The following is a 21,877-nucleotide window of genomic DNA, read 5'->3' as shown; positions in this document are numbered from 1 at the left end:
CCTGCTCCCAGGGCAGGCCCGGGCGTCGAAAGGACCCTCTTCGCGATGATTCCCATGGTGAGCGAGCTGCTGGACGTGGTGTTGACCCAAGTCCCGGCGGCCGCGCCGGCCAAGCTCGGCGTCGTGGACTCCGTCATCAAGTTCTTCAAAGACGGTGGCCCGTTCATGTTCGTCAATCTGTTCTGGCTGGCCGCGGCGCTCGCGGTGGCCCTGGAGCGGATTGTCACGCTGATGTTCCGCTACAACCTCAACGCGCCGCCCTTCATGGAGCAGATCACCAAGCTGGTGATGACCGGCAACGTGGACCGCGCCGTGAAGCTGTGCGCTGCCGCTCCTCACTCGCCGCTGGCCAAGGTCATCCGCGCCGGGCTCACCCGCGCCAACCGCGGGGAGATCGAGGTCGCCAAGTCGGTGGAGGAGGCGCTCGTCGAGCACAGCCCGCACGTGGGCGCGCGCATCCCCTGGCTGTGGTCACTGGCCAACATCGCCACGCTGGTGGGACTCGTCGGCACCATCTTCGGTCTGATCGGCACGTTCCAGGCGCTCGGCAACGTGCCCGCGGAGCAGAAGCAGGCCCTGCTCTCCGACGGTATCTCCAAGGCCATGAACAACACCGCGTTCGCGCTCTCCATCGCGGTGCTGTGCATCATCTTCCACCTGTTCCTGACCTCGTACGCCAAGAGCATGGTGGAGACCATGGAGCTCAACGCGCTCAAGCTGGAGAACCTGCTGGCGCGCCGCGCCGCGGGCGAGACGACCATCGACGAGGCCCGGGCCGCTTAGGCCACGCGTCGGAGGGGTCATGGCGTTCCATTACTCGCGGCGCAAGCTGAAGCCTCGTGAGGAAGAGGAGACGGGCGAGCTCAACATCGTCCCGTACCTCGACATCCTCATGAACCTCATCCTCTTCATGCTGCTGTCCATCAACGGGCTGGCGGCCTTCGGCATCCTCAACGTCAACGCGCCGAGCTACGGCGGGCCCAGCTCCACGGTGGCCCAGCCGCAAGACGCGGACAAGCCGCAGCTGACGCTCAGCGTGCTCATCAGCAAGAAGGGGCACTTCGTCAACAGCGAGAACGCCATCCTCGGCAAGAATGACGGCGCTCCCACCATCCCCCTCAAGGCGGATGGCGCGTACAACTACGCCGCCCTCAACGCGCAGATGGTGGAGATCAAGAAGGCCTTCCCCTCCGAGACGAAGGTCATCGTCGCCGCGGACCCTGAAATCCCCTACGAGGCGCTCATCCAGACCATGGACGCCATCCGCGAGACGCAGGAGCGGCCGCACCGCCTGCTCTTCCCGGACGTCACCCTCGGAGCCATCTAGATGTCGACGACGGGCGAGAGCACCACGCAGGTGTCGGTGGACAACGAGGCGCTGCAGCGGATGCGCTTCCGCAAGGCGCTCGCGCGCAAGAAGCGCAAGGAGCGCGAGGCGGCTGGGGAAATCAAGGAGCTGAACATCACCGCGATGATGGACATGATGACCATCCTCCTGGTGTTCCTCCTGAAGTCCTTCGCCTCGTCGTCAGCGGCCATGACGGCCAGCGAGGACGTGCGGCCGCCTGTGTCCTCCACGCGCGCCACGCCCAAGGACACCGTGGCCGTCACCGTCACCCCCAAGAACATCCTCGTGGGGGAGAAGGAAGTGCTGCGGCTGAGCAACGGGCAGATTCCTCCCGAGGCGCTCCAGGGCCGGCTCGTGCTGCCGCTGGATGCTCAGCTCAAGAAGGAAGTGGAGAAGCTGAAGTACATCGCCGAGCGCAACCCGGCGGCGCCCTTCAACGGGGAGCTCTCCGTCATCGCGGACAAGAGCATCTCCTACGACATGCTCATCACGGTGCTCTACACCGCGGGCCAGAGCCAGCTGGAGAACTACCGGTTCGTGGTTCTCCAGGACGAGGGCAAGCCGCAGTAGGGCGCTCCGACTCCCAGGCGCCCTACCTGGCTTCGTGCGTTGGATGCGCTAGAGGGTGGGCGTAGCCTGCGGACCGCCGCGCAGCTCCAGCTCATGGCGCGTCGCGTCCTCCTCGCACCGAATGGCGAAGGGCAGCGCCTCCAGCCGCTCGATGGGGATGTCGTAGCCGCAGTCCACGCAGGATCCGAACACGCCCGTGTCCATTCGACGCAGCGCGGCATCAATCAGCATCACCTCGCGCCGCTGCGCCTCCATCAGGCTGGAGAGCGTGTAGTCCGCCAGCTCCGCCTGCGCGTTCTCCTCGTATTCGGGGTCGCGATCCTGGTCCTTGAGCGCACTCAACTCGCGCTGGGCGCCCATGCTCGCATTGAGGATGTCCCGGCGGCGCCGCTGCAGGAGATCGCGAATCTTCAGAAGGTCGTTGGCTCGGCTCATGGCCTGTCGCTCCCCATCAATGGTGCACTGCGTAATGGCGCACTGCGTCGCACGGATGAATTTCCCGGTGCGATGAACGGGCAAAAGCTAGGAGCCATGAGCAGGTAGGGAAACTGTTTCCGAATTTCCTACCTGTCGCAGGGCCGGAGAGCGAGCGGGGAGGCAGGAGCCGGATGACCGGAGGGTGGACATCCAGGAGCGGAAGGGTGGGACAGGGCGGGGTGGTCCTGCTAACAGTTGCCGGACGGGCCCAGAGAGCGGGCTCGCGGAGAGTGTGATGGAGGACGTGAAGCTTCAGCGGGTGACGGTGATTGGCGGTGGACTGGCGGGCAGCGAGTGTGCCTGGCAGCTGGCGCGGCGCGGGGTTCCGGTGACGCTGAGGGAGATGAAGCCGCACCGGCGCTCGCCGGCGCACAAGACGGACCAGTTCGCGGAGCTGGTGTGCTCCAACTCGTTGCGCTCGGACAACCCGGAGAGCGCCATCGGTCTGCTGCACGCGGAGCTGCGGGCGCTGTCGTCAGTGATCCTCGGGAACGCGGACCTGCACCGAGTACCTGCGGGTGACGCCCTGGCGGTGGACCGGGAGGCCTTCTCGGCAGCGGTGACGAGCGCGGTGCACGGGGCTCCCGGCGTGGAGGTGGTGGCGGGCGAGGTGGACACGCTGCCCGAGGGCACGGTGGTGGTGGCCACCGGGCCGCTCACCTCGGAGGCGCTGACGAAGGAGCTCGAGCGCTACGTGGGGGAGAAGCTCTACTTCTACGACTCCATTGCCCCCATCGTGGCGGGGGACTCCATCGACATGGGGATCGCCTTCCGCGCGAGCCGCTACGGCAAGGGAGGGGGCGACGACTACATCAACCTGCCGATGAACAAGGAGGAGTACTACCGGTTCATCGCCGAGGTGAAGGCGGGCCAGAAGCTGCAGCCGCACAGCTTTGAGGAACCCAAATACTTCGAAGGGTGTCTGCCCATCGAAGTGATGGCGGAGCGAGGCGACGACACGCTGGCCTATGGGCCGATGAAGCCGGTGGGGCTGAAGGATCCACGCACGGGCGAGGAGCCCTACGCGGTGGTTCAGCTGCGCATGGAGGACCGGGAGGGGACGGCGTGGAACATGGTGGGCTTCCAGACGCGCCTCACGTGGGGCGAGCAGAAGCGCATCTTCACCACGTGCGTGCCGGGCCTGGCCAACGCCGAGTTCCTGCGGATGGGGCAGATCCACCGCAACACCTTCATCGACTCGCCGCGGCTGCTGGGACGGGACTTGTCGCTCAAGGCGGAGCCGCGCCTGTTCTTCGCGGGGCAGATCACGGGCGTGGAGGGGTACGTGGAGTCGGCGGCGTGCGGCTACCTGACGGCGCTGGCGGTGTACGCGCGGCTGACGGGGCGTGAGTTCGTCCCGCCTCCAGCCACCACGGCGCTGGGCTCGCTCTACCGTCACGTGACGGGCGAGGCGCACCCGCCGGACTATGACTACCAACCCTCGAACGTCATCTTCGGACTGTTCCCGTCGCTGCCGGGGCGGGTGAAGAAGGCGGACAAGCGGGCAAAGTACGCGGAGCGGGCCAGGGCGGACCTGGCTGCGTGGCTGCCAAGCGTGCCTCCCGCGCAGGAGCTCCAGAGGACTGCATGAGCCGACGAACCGTGGTGGCGGGCGCGCTGATGGCGCTCGCGCTGGTGGGGTGCAAGCGCAGCGACGAGAAGAGCAGCGGAGGGCAGCAGGGAGGTGCCCGGTCGGGAGCCGCGGGCGCGGTGGGCGGCGTGGGCTCGATGCTGGCCGAGGGTCCGGCGGATGACCTGCGCGTCACCGCGGATGGGCAGTTCGCTACGTACCTGCGCAAGACGCACAAGCCTATCGTGGAGGGCATTCCGCCCCAGATGCGGCTGGGCGAGCTGTACGTGGTGCCGGTGACGGGCGGCGTGCCGCGCAAGCTGGGAGACGGGGTGACCAACTATCCCGGTGGCCAGCTCTTCACCCCGGACTCGAAGTTCGTGCTGTACCTCACGGGGTACAACGTGGCGAACCAGTCCGGTGCGCTGCACGCGCTGGCGCTGCGCGAGCCCACCGCCGAGCCCCAGAAGCTCGGTACATCGGTGTCGTACTTCCTGCCGAGCCCGGACGGCTCGAAGCTGGCCTTCGTGGACGGTGGGGTGCTGAAGCTGGGGTCGCTGCCGGCGGGACCCTTCCGCCAGGTGGCGGGCGAGGTGTCCACGGCGGGCTTCTCCCCAGACGGCACGATGCTCTTCTTCAAGCGGCGTCTGGCCGCGGCCGGTGGGCTGCTGGCAGTGCCCGTGGAGGCGCCGGAGGGCAAGCCGACCGAGCCGCTGAAGCTGGCGGACCAGGTGGGCGACTTCGTGCTGTCCGCGGACTCCAAGCACGTGGCCTACCAGGTGCGCAGCACCTCGGTGCAGGGCACGTATGACCTGTACGTGGCGGATCTGCCGGAGCTGAAGGGGCGCAAGGTGGCCTCGGGCACGACGGCGTTCGCCTTCTCGCCGGACTCGAAATGGCTGGCGCGCAACGACGGGAGCAAGCCGGAGGCGTTGGGCGACCTGTACGTGGGCCCGGCCTCGGGCGAGCCGGGACGCAAGGTGGGCGAGCGCGTGAAGGAGCTGGCCTTCTCGCCGGACTCTCAGGCGCTGGGCTTCCTGGCGAAGTACGACCAGCCGGCGGGCGCGGGGCTGATGGGCGTGGTGGCGCTGCCGGATGGCGAGCCGAAGCTGGTGGGCAGCCGCGTGCCCAACTTCATGTGGGGCAGCGACGGTAAGTACGTGGCCTTCCTGTCGCGCTTCCTCAAGCCCATCTACTCGGTGGACCTGATGCTGTACCAAGTGGGCGCGGAGAAGGCGGAGAAGGCCCAGCCGGGTGTCTTCGGCTACGGCTTCACCCCGGGGAACACGGCGCTCGTCTTCCGCTCGAGCTGCATCCGTGAGGGCCGTGCCTGCGACTTCAAGGCGCTGCCGCTGCCCCGGGCCGAGAAGGCCGAGCCGCAGACGTGGCTACAAGGCATCTACAGCTACAAGGTGTCCGAGGACGGCAACCGGATCCTCGCCACGTCGGCGCGGATGGACTCGGACACGTTCGACGTCGCCATCTACGACGTGAAGACGCAGGCGCGAAAGACGCTCGACCAGGGCGCGCAGCTGCCGGCGTACTTCGCAGGTCCGAACGACTCGCTGGCGGTGTACGTGCTGAAGGGCACAAACCCCGGCGTGTACGTGGCGCCGGCCCAGCCGTGAGAAGCTTGCGGGCGGCCCGGTTGCGTCTACGCTGGAGCCGCCCATGAGCACCGCCGAGCTGTCGCCGCTGCTGGAGAAGTTCCGCGCCCACCTCGAGGACGAGAAGGGTGCCAGCCCCCACACCGTGCGCAACTACCTGATCGACCTGGTGGACTTCGAGCGCTACCTGGTCGAGCGGATGAAGCTGACGCTGCTGTCGGCCTCGCACGCTGCCATCCGCGGCTACATGGGGACGCTGGCGGTGGACCATGCGCCGTCCAGCCGCTCGCGGCGGCTCGCGAGCATCAAGAGCTTCTACAAGTACCTGGTGCGGCAGAAGCTGCTGCCGGGCAGCCCGGCGAAGCTGGTGAAGAGCCCCAAGCAGCCCAAGAGCCTGCCCAAGGTGCTGCCCGTGGACGAGCTGTTCGCCATCCTCGAGATGCCGTCGCAGAAGACGGTGCTGGGCCTGCGGGACAAGGCGATTCTCGAGATCCTCTACGGCGGAGGCCTGCGCATCAGCGAGCTGTGCGGGCTGAACCTGCTGGATGTGGATAGGAGCGGCCGCATCATCCGGGTGATGGGCAAGGGCAGCAAGGAGCGCCTGTGCCCGGTGAACGCGCAGGCCATCCGCGCACTGGAGGCCTACCTGGCGCGTCGGGACGAGCTGCTCGCGGTGCCACGCCCCGGGCAGGACGAGGAGGCGGTGTTTCTCAACTACCGGGGAGGCCGGCTGACACCTCGGAGCATCGCGAGGCACCTGGACACCTACGTGGTGCAGTGCGCGCTGCAGCGCAAGGTGAGCCCCCACGCGCTGCGTCACTCGTTCGCCACGCACCTGTTAGGGGGTGGGGCGGACATCCGCAGCATTCAAGAGCTGCTGGGCCACGCGAGCCTTTCCACCACGCAGCGGTACACGCACGTGAGCTGGGAGCAGCTCCAGGCCGTCTACGACGCGGCGCATCCAAGAGCCTGACATCCCCTCTCCCCCTGGGAGAGGGACGGGGTGAGGGTAGAGAAAATCTCGAGTTGAACCGGGCTGGGAGGCGAGAGCGCTTCCCGGCCCTTTCTATTTGCGCCCATAAGAGGTGTTCACAAGACCACGTTTTCTCCGTAAAAATGAATTGTCGCTGTTAACCCGTTTTCCCCATTACGTCGCTCTATGGGGGGCTCCGTTGGTGTTGGAGCGCAGAGGAGTAGCGACATGCCAAGCACAGAGAGACGGAACGGGCGGTTCACGCGGATGGGTTGGAAGAGCGCGTGGGGTGTGGGCGTCGCGGGGTTGATGATCACCACGGGAGTGGCCTGTGACGTCAGGCCCGAGGCCGATGAGGACGGAGCCCCGCTGGAGGTGACGCAGTCGGTCATCGTGGGGAGCCGGTACCAGGCGGAGAACTGGTCCTCCAGTGGCACGACGGGAGTGTTCAACGAGGGCGGCGGCGAAGGGCAGTCCGTGGCGGGCTTCCAGGTCAACGAGCAGATCCACTACCCGTCGGTGAACTTCACCGGAGCGGATCAGATCCAATTCCGCATCGCGGCCCCATACGGAGGAGGCCGGGCGGAGATCTGGGCGGATGCGGTGGGCTCTGGCACGAAGGTGGGGACGGTGGACCTCCTGTCCGCCACCGGGAGCGACTGGAACGCCTTCATCACCCGGACCGTCAACATCACCGAGCTCTCCGGGACCCGCTCGCTGTACCTCAAGGGAGTCGCGACGGGCGGTGACTGGCTGTTCAAGCTCGACTGGTTCGAGCTGCACGACACCGGTGGCACCACCCAGCCGCCGACAACTCCCACGGGCACCATTCCGGTCAAGGTGACCAACAAGTGCCCGTACCCGCTCCATGTCACGTTGACGGGCGTGTATAGCATTCCGCTCGAGAAGGACGCGGCGGGCAACCCCATCTACCGCGCCCTCGCCACCGGGCAGAGCTACACCTATGCGACCCCGGCGAACTACCCCAGCGGCCGCGTGAGCGCATACAAGACCTTGCCGTCGCCGACCTCGCCCCGCGAGCTGGAGAAGGCCGAGTTCACGCTCGAGAAGCCCAATGGTGGCTCGCAGCTCCTCCACTACAACCTCACGTACGTGGACCACGTAGGTCTGCCCATGCAGATCACCGGCGTGGGCACGGGTTCCAGCTGTGTCCAGGTGCAGTGCAACAAGTCCGCGAGCGCCATTCAGTCAGCCATCGATACCCAGTGTCCGGATGGCTTGCGCTACTCCATGGGTGGCGGAAGCATCTGCCTTGCCCCGCGCTCCTTCTGCCTCGATGGCGAGTACGCGAGTGATTATCGTCGCGCCTCCGTCTGCACGCGCCTGGACAGCGAGATCGCCCGCTGCGCGAGCAAGTACCCGGGTGTCTGCACGCCGGGGACGGCGAAGACGGCGCAGGTCTACGCGTGCTCGCCGCCGTTCTTCGACCAGAGTGCGAAGTGGTGCGCCGCGCTGAACCGCGGAATGCTGGACGCGCCCGACAGCACCAACGTGGCGCAGTACTACAACACCGGGAAGCCGTATAACTTGTACGCGAAGTGGGTCCACGACCAGTGCGGCGCCGTGTACGGGTTCGCCTATGACGACTACCCAATGGCTGCGAACCAGGCCGGCTTCTACACGTGCACCGGCGGGCAGCAGCTCAACGTGACGTTCTGCCCGGCGGGTTGATTCCTCACACAGCCGTCTCACCCTGACGTCCCCGCGCCTGGTCATCTTCCGGTGACCGGGCGCGGTCTGTTTTCCAATCCAATCCCCCCCACAACAAGCAGGAACTTCGCATGCATATGGGTTCATCCCGAAGCCGGAGCATCAAGAGCCAGCTCGCGACCGTGGTGCTGGTCTGCGCGCTTCCCCCCGCGAGTGCGATGGCCGCAGGCGAGTCCGTCCAGGTCTGGCTGACGACCACCTCGGGCAATTCCCTCTCCAAGAAGCTCAGCGCCGAGCCGGCCAAGACGTTCGGGCCGGAGAGCAGCACGCCCACGGCGATCACCATCAACGAGGCGACCACCTACCAGACCATTGATGGCTTTGGCGGCGCGCTCACGGATGCATCCGCGTGGCTGATCTACAACTCGCCCCAGCGCAACGCGATCATGAACGACCTGTTCAGCATCGGCAGTGGCGCCGGGTACAACCTGGTGCGGCTGCCCATGGGCGCGTCCGACTTCTCCAGGAATAGCTACACCTACGACGACACCTGCTGCGACCTGAATGACTTCTCGGTGGCTCACGACACGGCCTACATCATCCCGCTCCTGCAGCAGGCGCGGCAGCTCAACCCCGAGCTCAAGATCATGGCCCTGCCGTGGAGCGCTCCCGCGTGGATGAAGTTCAACAACTCCCTGAATGGGGGCGGCTACCTGCGCAACGATCTCTATGGCACGTATGCCAATTACTTCGTGCGCTTCCTCCAGGCCTACAACAGCTACGGCGTGCCCATCCATGCCATCAGCATGCAGAACGAGCCGCATAACGCCAACAGCACCTACCCGACGATGCAGATGGAGGCGAGTGATCAGTCAAACTTCGCGGCCCAGAACCTGCGGCCCGCGCTGAACAACGCCGGGTTCGGTTCGGTCAAGATCATCGGCTGGGATCACAACTGGTACGACAATGGCGGCCCCGCGGGCTTCCCCCATGAGGTGATGAGTCACAACAACAGCCAGGCCCGCTCGGCGGTGGCTGGCGTGGCCTATCACTGCTACGAGAGCCCCGAAGGCAGCTACAGTGTTCAGACCACCTTCCACAACGCCTATCCGGACAAGGAGATCCACTTCACCGAGTGCTCCGGTGGTGATTGGGCGACGAGCCAGGCCGGAAACCTGGAGTGGGAGCTCCAGAACAACATCATGGGGCCGCTGCGGCACTGGGCCCGAAGCTCGCTGTACTGGAACATCGCGCTCGATCCGAACCATGGCCCGAGAGTGGGCGGCTGCACCGATTGCCGCGGCATGCTCACCGTGAACAACAGCACGGGCACCTACACCAAGAACGAGGATTACTACGCCTGGGCGCATCTGGCGAAGGTGGTACGGACCGGTGCGGTTCGTATCGACTCGACGACTCAGGCCGACGGTGGCATCCAGACCGTCGCCTTCAAGAATCTGGATGGCTCGCTGGCCCTGATCGCGCTCAACTCCAACGATGGCAGCTCGCTGACCTTCAAGGTGCGTTGGGCCGGCCAGTCCTTCGACTACACGCTCCCTCCGCGGTCAGTGGCCTCGTTCAAGTGGGGCGGGAGCTCCAGCGGGGGCACCTGGTACCGCATCATCAACAAGGCGACCGGCAGGTGCTTGGATATCGCCGGTCCGAGCACCGCCGACGGCGCCAACATCCACCAGTGGAGCTGCCACACCGGCTCCAGCCAGCAATGGGCACTCCAGGCGACCGATAACGGTTATTACCGGATCGTCTCGCGCTACAGCGGCAAGGTGCTCGACGTCGCTGGCCCGAGCGCTTCTGACGGTGCCAACGTCCATCAGTGGACCTCCACGGGCGGCACCAACCAGCAGTTCAAGTCCGTCTCTCTCGGGAGTGGCTGGTACAGGTTCGAGGCGCGCCACAGCGGGAAGGTGCTCGACGCGGCCGACTGCTACACCTCCGGCAACGTCGATGGCGGCAATATCCAGCAGTGGAGCTGGTCCAACAACGACTGCCAGCAATTCCGGCTCGAGCAGATGTAGACGTTGGAGTTTCCCGCGGGGCCCTCAGCTCTGGGTCAGGGCCCCGCTCGCGTCCGTGGGGCCTGGAGGCAGCGAGTCTTCCAGGTCCACTCGGGCCTCCACCTCGGCCAGGAAGGCATCCAGCACGGAGTTGAAGGTCTCGGGTGCGTCCATCATCAGCCAATGGCTCACTGCCGGGAGCACTTCCACCCGCATTCCCGGCACTCGCAGGTGCAAGGCCTTCGTTCCAAGCTGGACGAGCGTTGTTTCCGAAGAGATGGCCAGGCACGGGCCCGGGTAACGCGAGAGTTGCTCCTCCGGCTGGTAGTCGAGCAGGCTCCAGGTGGCGGTGGTCACCACCTCGCGGGGCGTCGCACGCAGTGAGTCGAGGACCGCCTCACGCGTCCCTGGCTTCGCCCCCAGCAGCATCGGCTCGAACCACACCAACCGTGCTGCCTCGTACTTCTCCGGTTGGAAGCTTTCGTGAAGGGTATCGAGCGCCTCGGGCGGCAGGTCCTTCAGGCTTCCGCCTGGATCTCCGAGCACCAGTCCTGCAACCCGCCCGGGATGGCGCGCCGCGTACTCACCCACCACCGTACAACCGAAGCTGTGTCCTACCAGGACGAAGTAAGCCAGGCCCAGCGCGTCCGCCACGGCGCTCACGTCCTCCGTGAAGTCTCGGAAGCCATAGCGGCCCGCTGGGTCCGGGTCCGACTCGCCCATGCCTCGCAGGTCGAAGGACACACTGCGTTGCGCCAGATGTGCTTGCTGCGCCGCCCACTGCGTCCGGTTTCCGCTATTGCCGTGCACGAAGAGGACGGGGAGCCCTCCCTCTCCCGCCGTGGTGACGGCCAGACGGCCAGCCGGCCCCTGGATGATCCGCTTCGAGGTGCTCATACCGCGAAGGTATTCACCCCCCTCTTGCGCAGGGTGGCCTGACGCGCCTCCTGGTTGCTACGCGGGAGACCCTCCGGGCTGGAATGCGTGGTCTATTCCACAGGTACGCGCCCGTCCGCGGTCCCAGTATCGACTACTCAATAGCGTGATGACCTTTGGTCAGCCCCCGTGCTCGAGCCGATGAAGATTGGCGCTCCCGGGTGTCAAACCACGAAGGTGTTCACATGAGTACTTCAGCCAAGGATCCGACCCAAGGGGCGTCTCCGGCGGGTCTGCCCTCGACCCATCAGGTCACCCTCAAGGTCAATGGTGTGGAAAAACGGATGGAAGTCGCGCCCTGGACGACTTTGCTCGACCTGTTGCGCGAGTCCCTCGACCTGACGGGCACGAAGAAGGGCTGTGACCACGGCCAGTGCGGGGCCTGTACCGTCCTCGTCAACGGCAAGCGTATCAACTCGTGTCTGACGTTGGCCGTCATGAAGGATGGCGCGGAGGTGATGACCATCGAAGGGTTTGCCGCGGGCGAGACGCTCCACCCGCTCCAGGAGGCGTTCATCGAGTACGACGCGTTCCAGTGTGGCTACTGCACTCCCGGCCAGCTCTGCTCCGCCCTCGGGTTGCTCAATGAGGGCAAGGCGAAGACGCTGGATGACATTCGCGAGTTGATGAGCGGCAACATCTGCCGTTGTGGCGCCTATCCCAACATCCTCGCGGCCATCGAGAAGGTGCGGCGGGAGCGAGAAGGGGGCGCCGAGCGATGAACCCCTTTTCCTTCGAGCGGGCCGAGAACGTCGCTGGCGCCGTGAGCGCGATCGCCAAGAAGGACAGGGCTCGGTTCATTGCGGGTGGCACCAACATTCTCGATTTGATGAAGGAGAATGTTTCACGCCCGAGCCACCTGATCGACATCACGCGGCTGCCCCTGGGTCAGATTGAGGAGACCGGGGACGGCGGCTTGCGAATCGGCGCGCTCGTCACGAATGCGGACGTCGCCTACAACGAGCAGGTCGAGCGGCGCTACCCCTTGCTCGCGAAGGCGATCCTGGCCGGCGCCTCGGCACAGCTGCGCAACATGGCGACCACGGGCGGCAACCTGCTCCAGCGCACGCGCTGTTATTACTTCTACGACACGGCCACGCCCTGCAATAAACGAGAACCCGGCACGGGGTGCGGCGCGATCGGCGGCTTCAATCGCAACCATGCGATTCTGGGCACGAGCGACAAGTGCATCGCCACCCATCCCTCGGACATGTGCGTGGCGCTCGCGGCGCTCGCTGCGGTCGTTCGCGTGACCGGTCCCAACGGAGAGCGCGCGATCCCTTTTTCCGAGTTCCATCGTCTGCCCGGGGATACTCCGGAGCTTGATACGAATTTGCGGCCCGATGAGCTCATCACCGCGGTGGAGTTGCCCGCGAAGGGCTTCGCTGGGCATTCCGCCTACCTGAAGATCCGGGACCGTCAGTCCTACGCCTTCGCGCTCGTGTCGGTGGCGGCAGCGCTCGACCTGGACGGAGGTCACATCCGGGAGGCCCGGCTGGCACTCGGCGGCGTCGCCCACATGCCCTGGCGCGACACGCAAGCCGAAGCGCTGCTGAGCGGCAGGCCCGCCACCGTGGAGCACTTCCGCTCCGCGGCGGAGGCGATCGTCCGGGATGCAAAGGGCTTTGGTCACAACACCTTCAAGATCGAAATGGCGAAGCGGGCAGTGGTGCGCGCCCTGGAACAGGCCGCCGGGATGGAGCAAACCTCATGACGACGACATCGAACCTGCTCGGAAAGCCCATCAACCGCGTTGACGGCCGCCTCAAGGTGACGGGCGAGGCGAAATACGCCGCGGAGTTCAACGTCCCTGGTCTCCTCCACGGCTCCGTTGTGTCGAGCGCGATCGCCAAGGGGCGGATCAAGAAGATCGACACGCGTGAGGCCCTCGCCATCCCAGGCGTGCTCCACATCTTCACGCACGAGAACCGGCCGCGACTCGCCTGGTTCGACCGCAGCTACCGTGACGAGGATGCTCCCTCCGGTTCGCCTTTCCGGCCGCTCTATGACGACAAGATTGTCTACAGCGGACAGCCCATCGCGCTGGTCGTCGCCGAGACGCTCGAGGGGGCCCGCTATGCCGCGTCGCTCGTCCGGGTTGAGTACGACTCCCATTCACCCGAGACGGACCTGCGAGCCCGCCGTGAGGAGGCCTACGAGCCGCGAGAGGGAAAGGGCGGGTACGAGCCGCCGCCCAAGCCGAGGGGTCATGCCGACAAAGCCCTCGCCAGGGCCGCTGTGCGGGTCGATGCGGAGTACTCGTCGCCCGTTGAGCACCACAACCCCATGGAGATGCACGCAACGACGGTCATCTACGAGACCGACGGCATGCTCACCGTCTACGACAAGACCCAGGGCGTGCAGAACAGCCAGCAATACATCTCGAAGGTGTTTCACCTCTCTCCGGAAGAGGTGCGTGTGCGCTCGCCTTTCGTCGGCGGGGCCTTCGGCTCGGGGTTGCGTCCGCAATATCAACTGTTCCTGGCGGTGATGGCGGCGCGCGAGCTGAAGCGCTCCGTCCGGGTGCCGCTGACGCGTCAGCAGATGTTCACCTTCGGCCACCGCCCCGAGACCGTGCAGCGGGTGGCGCTCGGCGCGTCGTCCGATGGCACCCTCGAAGCCGTCATCCACGAGGCGATCTCCGAGACCTCGCGCTTCGAGGATTACATTGAGGTCGTCGTCAACTGGTCGGGGTTGCTCTACCAGAGTGACAACGTGCGGCTGAATTACAAACTCGTTCAGCTGGACAACTACACACCCATCGACATGCGTGCGCCGGGCGCGGTCCTGGGCGTCTACGCGCTGGAATGCGCGATGGACGAGCTGGCCTACAAGGTGGGGATCGACCCACTCGAGTTGCGGCTGAAGAACTACGCCGAGCGGGATCAGAACCAGGACAAGCCCTTCTCGAGCAAGGAGCTGCGTGCCTGTTATCGGCAAGGCGCCGAGCGGTTCGGCTGGGCCAGGCGCACTCCCGCCCCTCGCTCGATGCGAGACGGCAAGCAACTGGTAGGTTGGGGCATGGCCACCGGCATCTGGGAAGCGATGCAACAGCAGGCCAGCGCAAAGGCGGTCTTGAGCATTGATGGCAAGCTCATCGTCAGCAGCGCCACCGCTGACATTGGGACTGGGACCTATACCGTCATGACCCAGATTGCCGCGGACACGCTCGGCCTTCCAGTGGAGGATGTGACGTTCAAGCTGGGTGATTCCTCGCTGCCCAAGGCACCCGTCGAAGGCGGCTCGTGGACCGTGTCCTCCGTTGGTTCGGCGGTGAAGGCTGTTTGCGAGAAGGTGCGCGAGCGGTTGTTCCAGCTCGCTCGGAAGGTGCGCGGCTCGCCGCTCGCGAAGGCGAGTCTGGACGAGGTGTCATTCGTCGAAGGGCACATCCGGCTGACGAAGGAGCCATCGCGGGCGGTGTCGCTCACCGAGGCCATGCGACACGGCGAGGTCCTCAGCATCGAAGAAGAGACGTTGGCCCTGCCCAACATGCCCAAGCAATCGAGGTTCACCCGGTGCACACACTCGGCGGTGTTCGCGGAGGTGAAGGTCGACGAGGACCTCGGCACTGTGAAGGTGACGCGTGTCGTCAGCGCCATCGCGGGAGGCCGGGTCTTGAACCCGAAGACGGCGCGAAGCCAGATCCTCGGTGGGGTTGTCTGGGGGATTGGCATGGCCCTGGAAGAGGAGTCGGCCATGGATCAGAAGCTCGGCCGGTTCATGAACCACAACCTGGCCGAGTACCACGTCCCCGTGAACGCCGATGTGCAGGACATCGACGTCATCTTCGTCGAGGAGGACGATTCGATCGTCAACCCGCTCGGTGCCAAGGGGTTGGGGGAGATCGGCATCGTCGGCGTGGCGGCCGCGATTGCCAACGCCATCTTCCACGCGACGGGAAGGCGCGTCCGGAATCTGCCGATCACGCCCGACAAGCTGCTGTAGGGCGTGACGCGGTCCGCTGAAGCCTACGGCTTGGGGATGAGGATCAGATCCTCATCCTGCGTCAGGCGGTACACCCCGTCCGCCTCCTGGCAGCGTTCGGCGTGCTTGCGAATCCTGGCGTCGAGCGCGCGCGCCTCGTGCTCGCTCAGGGCGGCGAGTTGTTCTGGAGTGCAACAGTCCTCGAACACGAAGAAGCGGCAGAGCGTGTACATCTCCTCGAAGGAGGTCGCGGAGAAACCATTCAGGGTCGTGGCCACTTCGTAGGGGAGTTGCTTCTCCTTCAGGACGGCATGGAGTTGCTCGCTGCTGATCACCGTCTGTGTGAAGTCGCGATGCAGCTCGTAGTTCTGTCCGCGGCCGGAGCCGAGGACAATCAGGCAGTAGCCTCCCGGGCGCACGCGCGCGAGCAGCCGGTCGACGAACCGTCCCCAGTTGGCGACGGGCACGTGGTACAGGACGTGCGAGCAGAGGACGAGATCGTACTGCTCGGGTGACTGATAGCCCTCCAGGTCCGTGTGAAAGAGCTGGGCTCCGGGGTGCTCGAACGCGCTGAGCTGGTTTCGATTGGGCTCGAGCAGGGTGAGCGAACCGAAATGCGGCGCGAGCCGCCGGGCGACCGTGCCTGGTCCCGCGCCCACATCAAGCAGCGACGGGCGCTTGGGCATCCGGGAGAGGAGATTCTGCTCGACCCACTGCCCGATGTTCTCGTGGTGCCTGGCCGTCTTGGCGAGCAGGTGGAAGGCGGTGGCGTAGTCTTGGGGTGAGAGCGTGATGTTCATGGTGCGAGCTCCTCGGGAATCAGTCCCGACGTGAGTCCCTATCGTGCTCTCTCTGCATCAGAAGGGTAGGGGAGCGTGTCGAACATCGGGTGCAGGAGCCCCTTGCCGTCGCGTCGCCCGGCTGCTAGCCATGGGCCATTCCGTTGGGGTGCCCCTTCCCGGGGGCTGAGAGGCCAGGCGCCAACCCATCGAACCTGATCCGGCTAGGACCGGCGTAGGGAACGGAGAGCTGCAAGGGCGCGCGATCTCTCAATCGTGGCCCTGGAGCTTCCTCTGAACCCTCGCCGGTAAGAGAGGAAGCGCGATGCAGACGCCCACAGCCCTTGCGAGCACCCTCACCGCCCAGAACGCCCACCGCGTCTTCGGGGTGGAGGTCTGGGCATGAGCGGCTACACGATCCTCGGCGCCGGGGTCATGGGCCTCTGCACCGCCGTCGAGCTCGCGAGCCGTGGCGGGAGGGTGACGCTGGTTGATCCCCAGCCCGAACCGGGCCCCCATGCCTGTTCTTGGTGGGCGGGTGGGATGCTCGCCCCCTTCTGCGAGGGAGAGACGGCTGAAGAGCCGGTCATCCGGCTCGGCCAGACCGCCGCTGACTGGTGGGTGGCTCAGGGGGTGGAGGTCATTCGCCGCGGCACGTTGGTCCTCGCCCTGGGCCGCGACCGGGCCGAGCTCGACCGCTTCGCCGCCCGGACGCGGGAGCACCAGTGGGTGGGTCGCGAGGAGCTCGCCGCGCTCGAACCCGATCTCGACGGCCGCTTCCACCGCGGGCTCTTCTTCCCAACCGAGGCGCATCTGACGCCGCGCGTGGCCCTCTCCACCCTGCGCGCCCGTGCCGCGGCGCTCGGCGTCGCCTTCGCGCAGACCGCGCCCGAGGGCCAGCGCATCGACTGCCGGGGCCTTGCCGCGCGCGATGCGCTCCCCGAGCTCCGCGGTGTGAAGGGCGAGATGCTGGTGCTGCGCCTCCCCGAGCTGGCCCTCTCGCGCCCGATTCGGCTCCTCCACCCGCGGATCCCGATCTACCTCGTCCCTCGTGGCGACGGCATCTACATGCTCGGCGCCACGATGATCGAAAGCGCCCAGCGCGGGCGCGCGAGCGTCCGTTCCGTGATGGAGCTCCTCAGCGCCGCCTATGCACTGCACCCGGCCTTCGGCGAGGCGGAGATCCTCGAGATCGGCACCGATGCGCGGCCTGCCTTTCCTGACAACGTCCCGCGTCTCATCCAGCGCGACGGCACGCTCTTCCTCAATGGCCTCTACCGCCACGGCTACCTGATGGCGCCGGTGCTGGCGCGGATGGCGGCCGACCACCTTCTGTCCGGCAAACCCGTGGAGCTCTTGCAATGAAGATCACCGTGAATGGCGAGGCGCGCGAGACGTCGAGCGAAACGCTCGGCGCGCTCCTCCTGGAACTGGGTCATGGCAACGCCAAGGTCGCGACGGCAGTGAACGAGGCCTTCGTGCCCGCTGCGGCGCGAGACGGGCTGCGTCTCGCCGCGGGTGACCGGGTGGAAATCGTGGCGCCCCGGCAGGGAGGGTGAGCCAATGCCAGTCTTCTACGGAACCGAAGTCGCCTCGCCCCTGATGCTCGGCACCGCGCAATATCCCTCGCCCGCCGTGCTGGCCGAGGCCTTCCGTCGTTCGGGCGCGGGCGTCGCCACCGTCTCGGTTCGCCGCGAGGCGGGGGGTGAGCGGGCAGGGCAGGACTTCTGGCGCCTGATCTCAGGGCTCGGCGTGCGGGTGCTCCCCAACACTGCTGGCTGCCACAGTGTCCGCGAGGCGGTCACCACGGCCCAGATGGCGCGCGAGCTCTTTGAGACCGATTGGATCAAGCTCGAGGTGATTGGCAATGCCGACACGCTCCAGCCGGATCCCTTCGGCCTGGTCGAGGCGGCGCGGATCCTCGTGGCCGAGGGCTTCAAGGTCTTCCCCTACATGACCGAGGACCTGGTGCTCGCCGACCGCCTCTTGCAGGCGGGCTGCGAGGTGCTGATGCCCTGGGGCGCGCCGATCGGGACGGGGTTGGGGTTGCTCAATCCCTACGGCCTGCGCAGCCTGCGCGCGCACTTCCCCGATGTACCGATGGTGATTGACGCGGGGCTGGGCCTGCCGAGCCAGGCCGCCGCGGCGATGGAGATGGGCTTCGACGCGGTGCTCTTGAACACCGCTGTCGCCAAGGCGGGCGATCCCGCGGCGATGGCCGAGGGCTTCGCGAAGGCTCTGGAGGCTGGGCGCCTCGCCCGCGGCGCCGACCCGATGCCGCCGCGAGACATGGCCGCGCCCTCCACTCCGGTGATTGGAAAGGCCTTCCTGTGACGCTCGACCGCTTCTACCCGATCTTCGACGACGTGGACTGGCTGCCCCGAGCGCTTCCCTTGGGCGTGAAGCTTGTCCAGCTCCGCCTCAAGAACCGCGCGCCGGACGAGCTGCGCCGCCAGATTTCCGCCGCCCGCGACCTCTGCCGCAAGGCTGGTGCCGTGCTGGTGGTCAACGACTACTGGCAGCTTGCCATCGAGGAGGGCTGCGAGTGGCTGCATTTGGGGCAGGAGGATCTGGACGGTGCCGACCTTCCCGCCATCCGCCGCGCGGGGTTGCGCCTCGGCATCAGCACCCATGACCCCGCCGAGCTCGACCGCGCCCTCTCGCTTGCACCCGACTACGTCGCGCTGGGGCCGGTCTATCCCACCGTCCTCAAGCAGATGAAATGGCACCAGCAGGGGCTGGAGCGGGTGACGGAATGGAAACGCCTGATTGGCGACATTCCTCTCGTCGCCATCGGAGGAATGAGTACCGCCCGCGCTCCGGGCGTCTTCGCGGCGGGGGCTGACATCGTCTCGGTCGTGACCGACATCACGCTGAACCCCAACCCCGAGGCGCGGATCGCCGAATGGATGGAGGTGACGCGATGAGCCGCTATGCCAGACAGACGGCCGTGCTGGGGGAGGGCGCTCAGGAGCGGCTCCGGGCGGCGCGGGTCCTCGTCGTGGGGGCGGGGGGCCTGGGCGCGCCGGTGCTGCAATACCTGGTCGGGGCTGGGGTAGGGCACATCCGCCTCGTTGATCCCGACAGGGTGGATGAGAGCAACCTGCATCGCCAGACGCTCTTCCGTATGGGTGACCTTGGCCAGCCCAAGGCCGAGGCCTGCTCCCGCCACCTCGCCGGGCTCAACCCAGAGAGCGTGGTGGAGCCCGTGGTGGCCGCACTGGAGCCCGCCAATGCCCCGAAGCTCATCGAGGGCTGTGACCTGATCCTCGACTGCGCCGACAGCTTCGCGGTCAGCTACATCCTCTCGGACGTGTGCCTCGCGCGGGGCCTCCCGTACCTCTCCGCCTCCGTCACGGGGCGCGAGGGATATGTGGGTGGCTTCTGCGGCGGCGCGCCGAGCCTGCGCGCGGTCTTCCCCGACCTGCCGCAGAGGATGGGCAGTTGTGCCGAGACCGGCGTGCTCGGACCTGTCGTGGGAGTCATCGGTGCACTGCAGGCGCAGATGGCGCTGGCGCTGCTCGCGGGGGAGGCAGGCGTCCTCGGGAGGCTCATCACCTTTGACGGAGCGACCTTCCGCTCGGGCGGCTTCCGCTTCGACGGGGCGGAGGAGCCCGCGCATGCGCCGCGCTTCGTCTCCCCTTCGGAGATCAAGTCAGGAGACCTGACCATCGACCTGCGCGGGGTGGAGGAGGCTCCACTGATCCACCCGGCCGCGCGGCGCCTGAGCGTGGCCGAGGTCGGCCCCGGCATGGAGCTGCCCGAACCCGGCCAGCGCGCCGTGCTCGTGTGCCGCTCAGGCCTCCGTGCCTGGAGGGCGGCGGAACGCCTTGCGGCTATCTGGCCAGGAGACATAGCCCTCGTCGCCGCGGGCGACCCCGTTGGAGTTCAATCATAAAATAGGCAGTCCACAACGCCGCGCTCCTCGCGGCCTTGCCCGCCGCGGTGCAGGACCCACCGAGTGAGCCTGCCCCGGTCTACCTGACACAGGTCAGTCAGCGCCGCCGTACGACTCGTTGCACTCGACGTCCTCGGCTTCGGCCTCGTACTCCGAGATGGCCTTCATACAATCGTCGCGTGTGGCGTTCTCGCAGGCGCCGCGCACGGCGTTGTACAACGCTGTCTGGCGTGCGATGGAGCAGGGCGTCGAGCCCTCGTAGTTGGGGCCACACAGGCTCGACTCGCGCCCCGTGGTCTGCTCCTTCACGGCAATCTTCCCGTTCTTTACCGAGAAGCGGCGCGTGCGGAACTCGACCTCGGCGAAGGAGTCACCCTTGCAGTCGCTCAACGCGTCTTTCGTGGTGAGCACCACCGTTTTGCCATCCAGCGTGAGGTCGCTCACGGTCGCGAAGTCGGGCTGCACGTGCGTCCACTCGTCGATGACCTGCTCTCCCTTCGTCAGGCGGGTCTTGACCGAGTAGGAGGCGGCCACGAACTCGGAGTTCGAATCGATGGTCGCCTCCACGGTGACCTTCAGCGTACCGGCCGGGACGACCACCTCCTCGGAGCTGGTAATGACTGCGGGCTCGTCAGGGGAGGGCTCGTAGTACCATTCCCGCCGGGGTGTGGTGACGCTCGGGCACGAGAGCTTCGCCACCTCTCCTTCCGCGGGCACGGCCCGCCCATAGACCCCCGGGTAGAACTGTCGCGCCCGGCGGAGCAGCGCGTGACCCTCCACGGAGGAACAGGCGCCGAGCACCGCGATGTGGAATCCGGGGTTGAGGCCCCGCACCTCACTGGAGAACAGACGGACCAGCGAGGCCGATGACTTGAAGCCGCGGTCGGTAAAGTCCTTCATCGCACGCTCGGCGTCGGCGGGTGTCTTGCCCCCGCCCCAGATGACGAGCGTCACGCGCTTCGCGGTGTCGGCGCTCTTCTTCTGCTTTTTCGGAGGCGCGGCCTGCGCGGCGGAAGTGCAGAGAAAGAGGCTCAGAAGCGACGGGAGAAGGCGTTGGCTCATGGTGTGCCGGACGTTAGCACCTGCACGGGCATGGCTACGGGACACCACCCGCTGGTGAGCGTGAGATTGCGCGCCAACCAACTGGAGTCGCGGCCGCCTCTGGTGCTCGCGGTCCCAACGCTCATGTCTCGGCTCGCCCCGGCAACCGGAACTCACGACGTACGACCGTCTCAAACGTGGCGACCGGGAGCAGGCGGCGTGCCCAGGCTGCGAACGTGGCCTTCCCCCCGACGCGATAGCGGAACCGCGGCGCTGCGCTCGTAGCCGCAGCCGCGATGACGTCGGCGACCCGTTGCGGACTGCTCCCGGTCTCGATCTGCTTCCGGATGATCGCTTCCACGGTCTCTCTTCCGCTGTCGTAGTGCGGCAACGGACCGTGGGGACGAGCCATCTGGATGCCGGTTCGGTGGGCGGCAGGCTCGACCAGGCACACCCCGATGCCATATGGCCGCACCTCGAAGCGAAGCGCTTCGGTGTAGCCCGCGAGTGCGTGCTTGCTTGCGGCGTAGACGCCGTGGAATGGGACCCCGACGAAGCCTGAGAGCGACCCGATGTTCACGATGGTGCCGCGGCGTTGCGTGCGCATCGTCGGGAGGACCGCGGACACGGTGCGCATGACGCCGAACACGTTGGTCTCGAAGAGCGCGCGGGCTTCCTCGGCACTCGTCTCCTCGCAGGCTCCGACCATCGCTCTCCCCGCGTTGTTCACGAGGACGTCCAGGCGTCCTGCGCGGCCGAGCAACTCCGCGATGCAATCGCGCACGGAGTCGTCGCTGTCCACGTCGAGCTCGAGCATCTCGATTCCCTGCGGGTGATCCACGACCCTACGGCTGGTACCGAAGACGCGGAAGCCCCGCGTCATGAGCGTTGCCGCCGTCACCCTCCCGAATCCCGACGAAGCCCCTGTGACGAGGGCGACCCTGTCCTGCGTGTTCTCTCGAGCCATGGACTGCCTCCTGTGTGCGTGTGCCTCTCGCTGCGGTCACGACGACGAAGAATGCCGGCTCGACATGGGCAGAACGACTCAGGTTGATGTCGTCCCGCCGG

Annotated in this window: 21 protein-coding genes and 1 riboswitch; of the genes, 16 read left to right on the top strand and 5 right to left on the bottom strand. The window is 66.6% G+C overall.

The annotated features are described in order from the left end of the window. Positions 1-45: 45 nt before the first annotated feature. From F0U60_RS34590 to F0U60_RS34580, 3 genes are read left to right on the top strand one after another with little or no spacing between them, the layout of a single operon-like run. A complete protein-coding gene (locus tag F0U60_RS34590) occupies positions 46-783 on the top strand; it encodes a MotA/TolQ/ExbB proton channel family protein (RefSeq protein ID WP_395806326.1) in 738 nt (245 codons plus the stop codon). A gap of 19 nt (positions 784-802) precedes the next feature. Continuing rightward, positions 803-1,327 (top strand): ExbD/TolR family protein, encoded by a 525-nt coding sequence (locus tag F0U60_RS34585; RefSeq protein WP_395806325.1) that lies wholly within the window; start codon positions 803-805, stop codon positions 1,325-1,327. Between the two features lie 60 nt (positions 1,328-1,387). Next, complete coding sequence (locus tag F0U60_RS34580; protein WP_395825583.1) at positions 1,388-1,918, top strand: ExbD/TolR family protein; 531 nt, start codon at positions 1,388-1,390, stop codon at positions 1,916-1,918. A 48-nt stretch (positions 1,919-1,966) separates the two neighbouring features. On the opposite strand, the gene F0U60_RS34575 is transcribed toward F0U60_RS34580, so the two are convergent. Then, entirely contained in the window at positions 1,967-2,353 is a 387-nt protein-coding gene (locus tag F0U60_RS34575) for a TraR/DksA family transcriptional regulator (RefSeq protein ID WP_395806324.1), read from the bottom strand. A gap of 277 nt (positions 2,354-2,630) precedes the next feature. Here F0U60_RS34575 and trmFO point away from each other — a divergent pair, with 277 nt between their 5' ends. The 5 genes from trmFO (at position 2,631) to F0U60_RS34550 (ending at position 10,252) form a co-directional block, all read left to right on the top strand. Beyond that, entirely contained in the window at positions 2,631-3,986 is a 1,356-nt protein-coding gene (trmFO, locus tag F0U60_RS34570) for a methylenetetrahydrofolate--tRNA-(uracil(54)-C(5))-methyltransferase (FADH(2)-oxidizing) TrmFO (RefSeq protein ID WP_395806323.1), read from the top strand. Further along, entirely contained in the window at positions 3,983-5,593 is a 1,611-nt protein-coding gene (locus F0U60_RS34565) for a gliding motility protein (protein WP_395806322.1), read from the top strand. Before trmFO ends, F0U60_RS34565 begins: the two co-directional genes overlap by 4 nt. A gap of 43 nt (positions 5,594-5,636) precedes the next feature. Beyond that, positions 5,637-6,545 carry a tyrosine recombinase XerC gene (locus tag F0U60_RS34560; protein WP_395806321.1) on the top strand — a complete coding sequence of 303 codons (909 nt, stop codon included), beginning with the start codon at positions 5,637-5,639 and terminating at the stop codon, positions 6,543-6,545. A 228-nt stretch (positions 6,546-6,773) separates the two neighbouring features. Beyond that, entirely contained in the window at positions 6,774-8,237 is a 1,464-nt protein-coding gene (locus tag F0U60_RS34555; RefSeq protein ID WP_395806320.1) for a beta-1,3-glucanase family protein, read from the top strand. Between the two features lie 116 nt (positions 8,238-8,353). Beyond that, on the top strand, positions 8,354-10,252 hold the full coding sequence (locus F0U60_RS34550; protein ID WP_395806319.1) for an RICIN domain-containing protein: 1,899 nt from the start codon (positions 8,354-8,356) through the stop codon (positions 10,250-10,252). Between the two features lie 24 nt (positions 10,253-10,276). Here F0U60_RS34550 and F0U60_RS34545 read toward each other — a convergent pair whose 3' ends face one another. Further along, positions 10,277-11,128: an alpha/beta fold hydrolase gene (locus F0U60_RS34545; RefSeq protein ID WP_395806318.1), complete on the bottom strand. Its 852-nt coding sequence runs from the start codon at positions 11,126-11,128 to the stop codon at positions 10,277-10,279. A 224-nt stretch (positions 11,129-11,352) separates the two neighbouring features. Here F0U60_RS34545 and F0U60_RS34540 point away from each other — a divergent pair, with 224 nt between their 5' ends. The 3 genes from F0U60_RS34540 to F0U60_RS34530 are packed head-to-tail and all read left to right on the top strand — an operon-like array spanning position 11,353 to position 15,112. After that, the gene (locus F0U60_RS34540; RefSeq protein WP_395806317.1) at positions 11,353-11,889 is read left to right on the top strand and encodes a (2Fe-2S)-binding protein; all 537 of its coding nucleotides are present in this window, start codon (positions 11,353-11,355) and stop codon (positions 11,887-11,889) included. Next, complete coding sequence (locus F0U60_RS34535) at positions 11,886-12,881, top strand: FAD binding domain-containing protein (RefSeq protein WP_395806316.1); 996 nt, start codon at positions 11,886-11,888, stop codon at positions 12,879-12,881. Before F0U60_RS34540 ends, F0U60_RS34535 begins: the two co-directional genes overlap by 4 nt. After that, entirely contained in the window at positions 12,878-15,112 is a 2,235-nt protein-coding gene (locus F0U60_RS34530) for a xanthine dehydrogenase family protein molybdopterin-binding subunit (RefSeq protein ID WP_395806315.1), read from the top strand. The genes F0U60_RS34535 and F0U60_RS34530 overlap by 4 nt, the downstream gene beginning before the upstream one ends. Before the next feature lie 23 nt (positions 15,113-15,135). Here F0U60_RS34530 and F0U60_RS34525 read toward each other — a convergent pair whose 3' ends face one another. Continuing rightward, positions 15,136-15,891 carry a class I SAM-dependent methyltransferase gene (locus F0U60_RS34525; protein WP_395806314.1) on the bottom strand — a complete coding sequence of 252 codons (756 nt, stop codon included), beginning with the start codon at positions 15,889-15,891 and terminating at the stop codon, positions 15,136-15,138. A 134-nt stretch (positions 15,892-16,025) separates the two neighbouring features. Beyond that, a riboswitch (TPP riboswitch) is annotated at positions 16,026-16,129 on the top strand. Positions 16,130-16,272: 143 nt separating this feature from the next. Here F0U60_RS34525 and F0U60_RS34520 point away from each other — a divergent pair. From F0U60_RS34520 to F0U60_RS34500, 5 genes are read left to right on the top strand one after another with little or no spacing between them, the layout of a single operon-like run. After that, complete coding sequence (locus F0U60_RS34520; RefSeq protein ID WP_395806313.1) at positions 16,273-17,235, top strand: FAD-dependent oxidoreductase; 963 nt, start codon at positions 16,273-16,275, stop codon at positions 17,233-17,235. Then, the gene (gene thiS / locus F0U60_RS34515) at positions 17,232-17,429 is read left to right on the top strand and encodes a sulfur carrier protein ThiS (RefSeq protein WP_395806312.1); all 198 of its coding nucleotides are present in this window, start codon (positions 17,232-17,234) and stop codon (positions 17,427-17,429) included. The genes F0U60_RS34520 and thiS overlap by 4 nt, the downstream gene beginning before the upstream one ends. Before the next feature lie 4 nt (positions 17,430-17,433). Continuing rightward, on the top strand, positions 17,434-18,204 hold the full coding sequence (locus F0U60_RS34510; protein ID WP_395806311.1) for a thiazole synthase: 771 nt from the start codon (positions 17,434-17,436) through the stop codon (positions 18,202-18,204). Next, positions 18,201-18,797 (top strand): thiamine phosphate synthase, encoded by a 597-nt coding sequence (locus F0U60_RS34505; RefSeq protein ID WP_395806310.1) that lies wholly within the window; start codon positions 18,201-18,203, stop codon positions 18,795-18,797. Before F0U60_RS34510 ends, F0U60_RS34505 begins: the two co-directional genes overlap by 4 nt. Further along, positions 18,794-19,768, top strand: coding sequence for a ThiF family adenylyltransferase (locus F0U60_RS34500; RefSeq protein WP_395806309.1), 975 nt, complete (start codon positions 18,794-18,796; stop codon positions 19,766-19,768). Before F0U60_RS34505 ends, F0U60_RS34500 begins: the two co-directional genes overlap by 4 nt. Positions 19,769-19,861: 93 nt before the next feature. Here the strand turns inward: F0U60_RS34500 and F0U60_RS34495 are convergent, their stop codons facing one another. Beyond that, a complete protein-coding gene (locus F0U60_RS34495; protein WP_395806308.1) occupies positions 19,862-20,830 on the bottom strand; it encodes a hypothetical protein in 969 nt (322 codons plus the stop codon). A 121-nt stretch (positions 20,831-20,951) separates the two neighbouring features. After that, on the bottom strand, positions 20,952-21,776 hold the full coding sequence (locus F0U60_RS34490) for an SDR family NAD(P)-dependent oxidoreductase (protein ID WP_395806307.1): 825 nt from the start codon (positions 21,774-21,776) through the stop codon (positions 20,952-20,954). Positions 21,777-21,877: the final 101 nt, after the last annotated feature.

It is taken from the genome of Archangium minus, from assembly GCF_044360475.1.
In the GTDB taxonomy this organism is placed as follows: Bacteria; Myxococcota; Myxococcia; order Myxococcales; family Myxococcaceae; genus Archangium; species Archangium minus.
This window is presented reverse-complemented; position numbering and strand designations above follow the sequence as displayed.

Excerpts from the sequence above, each read along its gene's own strand:
- F0U60_RS34590 (WP_395806326.1), top strand. The coding sequence starts at position 46 with ATGATTCCCATGGTGAGCGAGCTGCTGGACGTGGTGTTGACCCAAGTC.
- F0U60_RS34585 (WP_395806325.1), top strand. The coding sequence starts at position 803 with ATGGCGTTCCATTACTCGCGGCGCAAGCTGAAGCCTCGTGAGGAAGAG.
- F0U60_RS34580 (WP_395825583.1), top strand. The coding sequence starts at position 1,388 with ATGCGCTTCCGCAAGGCGCTCGCGCGCAAGAAGCGCAAGGAGCGCGAG.
- F0U60_RS34575 (WP_395806324.1), bottom strand. The coding sequence starts at position 2,353 with ATGAGCCGAGCCAACGACCTTCTGAAGATTCGCGATCTCCTGCAGCGG.
- trmFO (WP_395806323.1), top strand. The coding sequence starts at position 2,631 with ATGGAGGACGTGAAGCTTCAGCGGGTGACGGTGATTGGCGGTGGACTG.
- F0U60_RS34565 (WP_395806322.1), top strand. The coding sequence starts at position 3,983 with ATGAGCCGACGAACCGTGGTGGCGGGCGCGCTGATGGCGCTCGCGCTG.
- F0U60_RS34560 (WP_395806321.1), top strand. The coding sequence starts at position 5,637 with ATGAGCACCGCCGAGCTGTCGCCGCTGCTGGAGAAGTTCCGCGCCCAC.
- F0U60_RS34555 (WP_395806320.1), top strand. The coding sequence starts at position 6,774 with ATGCCAAGCACAGAGAGACGGAACGGGCGGTTCACGCGGATGGGTTGG.
- F0U60_RS34550 (WP_395806319.1), top strand. The coding sequence starts at position 8,354 with ATGGGTTCATCCCGAAGCCGGAGCATCAAGAGCCAGCTCGCGACCGTG.
- F0U60_RS34545 (WP_395806318.1), bottom strand. The coding sequence starts at position 11,128 with ATGAGCACCTCGAAGCGGATCATCCAGGGGCCGGCTGGCCGTCTGGCC.
- F0U60_RS34540 (WP_395806317.1), top strand. The coding sequence starts at position 11,353 with ATGAGTACTTCAGCCAAGGATCCGACCCAAGGGGCGTCTCCGGCGGGT.
- F0U60_RS34535 (WP_395806316.1), top strand. The coding sequence starts at position 11,886 with ATGAACCCCTTTTCCTTCGAGCGGGCCGAGAACGTCGCTGGCGCCGTG.
- F0U60_RS34530 (WP_395806315.1), top strand. The coding sequence starts at position 12,878 with ATGACGACGACATCGAACCTGCTCGGAAAGCCCATCAACCGCGTTGAC.
- F0U60_RS34525 (WP_395806314.1), bottom strand. The coding sequence starts at position 15,891 with ATGAACATCACGCTCTCACCCCAAGACTACGCCACCGCCTTCCACCTG.
- F0U60_RS34520 (WP_395806313.1), top strand. The coding sequence starts at position 16,273 with ATGAGCGGCTACACGATCCTCGGCGCCGGGGTCATGGGCCTCTGCACC.
- thiS (WP_395806312.1), top strand. The coding sequence starts at position 17,232 with ATGAAGATCACCGTGAATGGCGAGGCGCGCGAGACGTCGAGCGAAACG.
- F0U60_RS34510 (WP_395806311.1), top strand. The coding sequence starts at position 17,434 with ATGCCAGTCTTCTACGGAACCGAAGTCGCCTCGCCCCTGATGCTCGGC.
- F0U60_RS34500 (WP_395806309.1), top strand. The coding sequence starts at position 18,794 with ATGAGCCGCTATGCCAGACAGACGGCCGTGCTGGGGGAGGGCGCTCAG.
- F0U60_RS34495 (WP_395806308.1), bottom strand. The coding sequence starts at position 20,830 with ATGAGCCAACGCCTTCTCCCGTCGCTTCTGAGCCTCTTTCTCTGCACT.
- F0U60_RS34490 (WP_395806307.1), bottom strand. The coding sequence starts at position 21,776 with ATGGCTCGAGAGAACACGCAGGACAGGGTCGCCCTCGTCACAGGGGCT.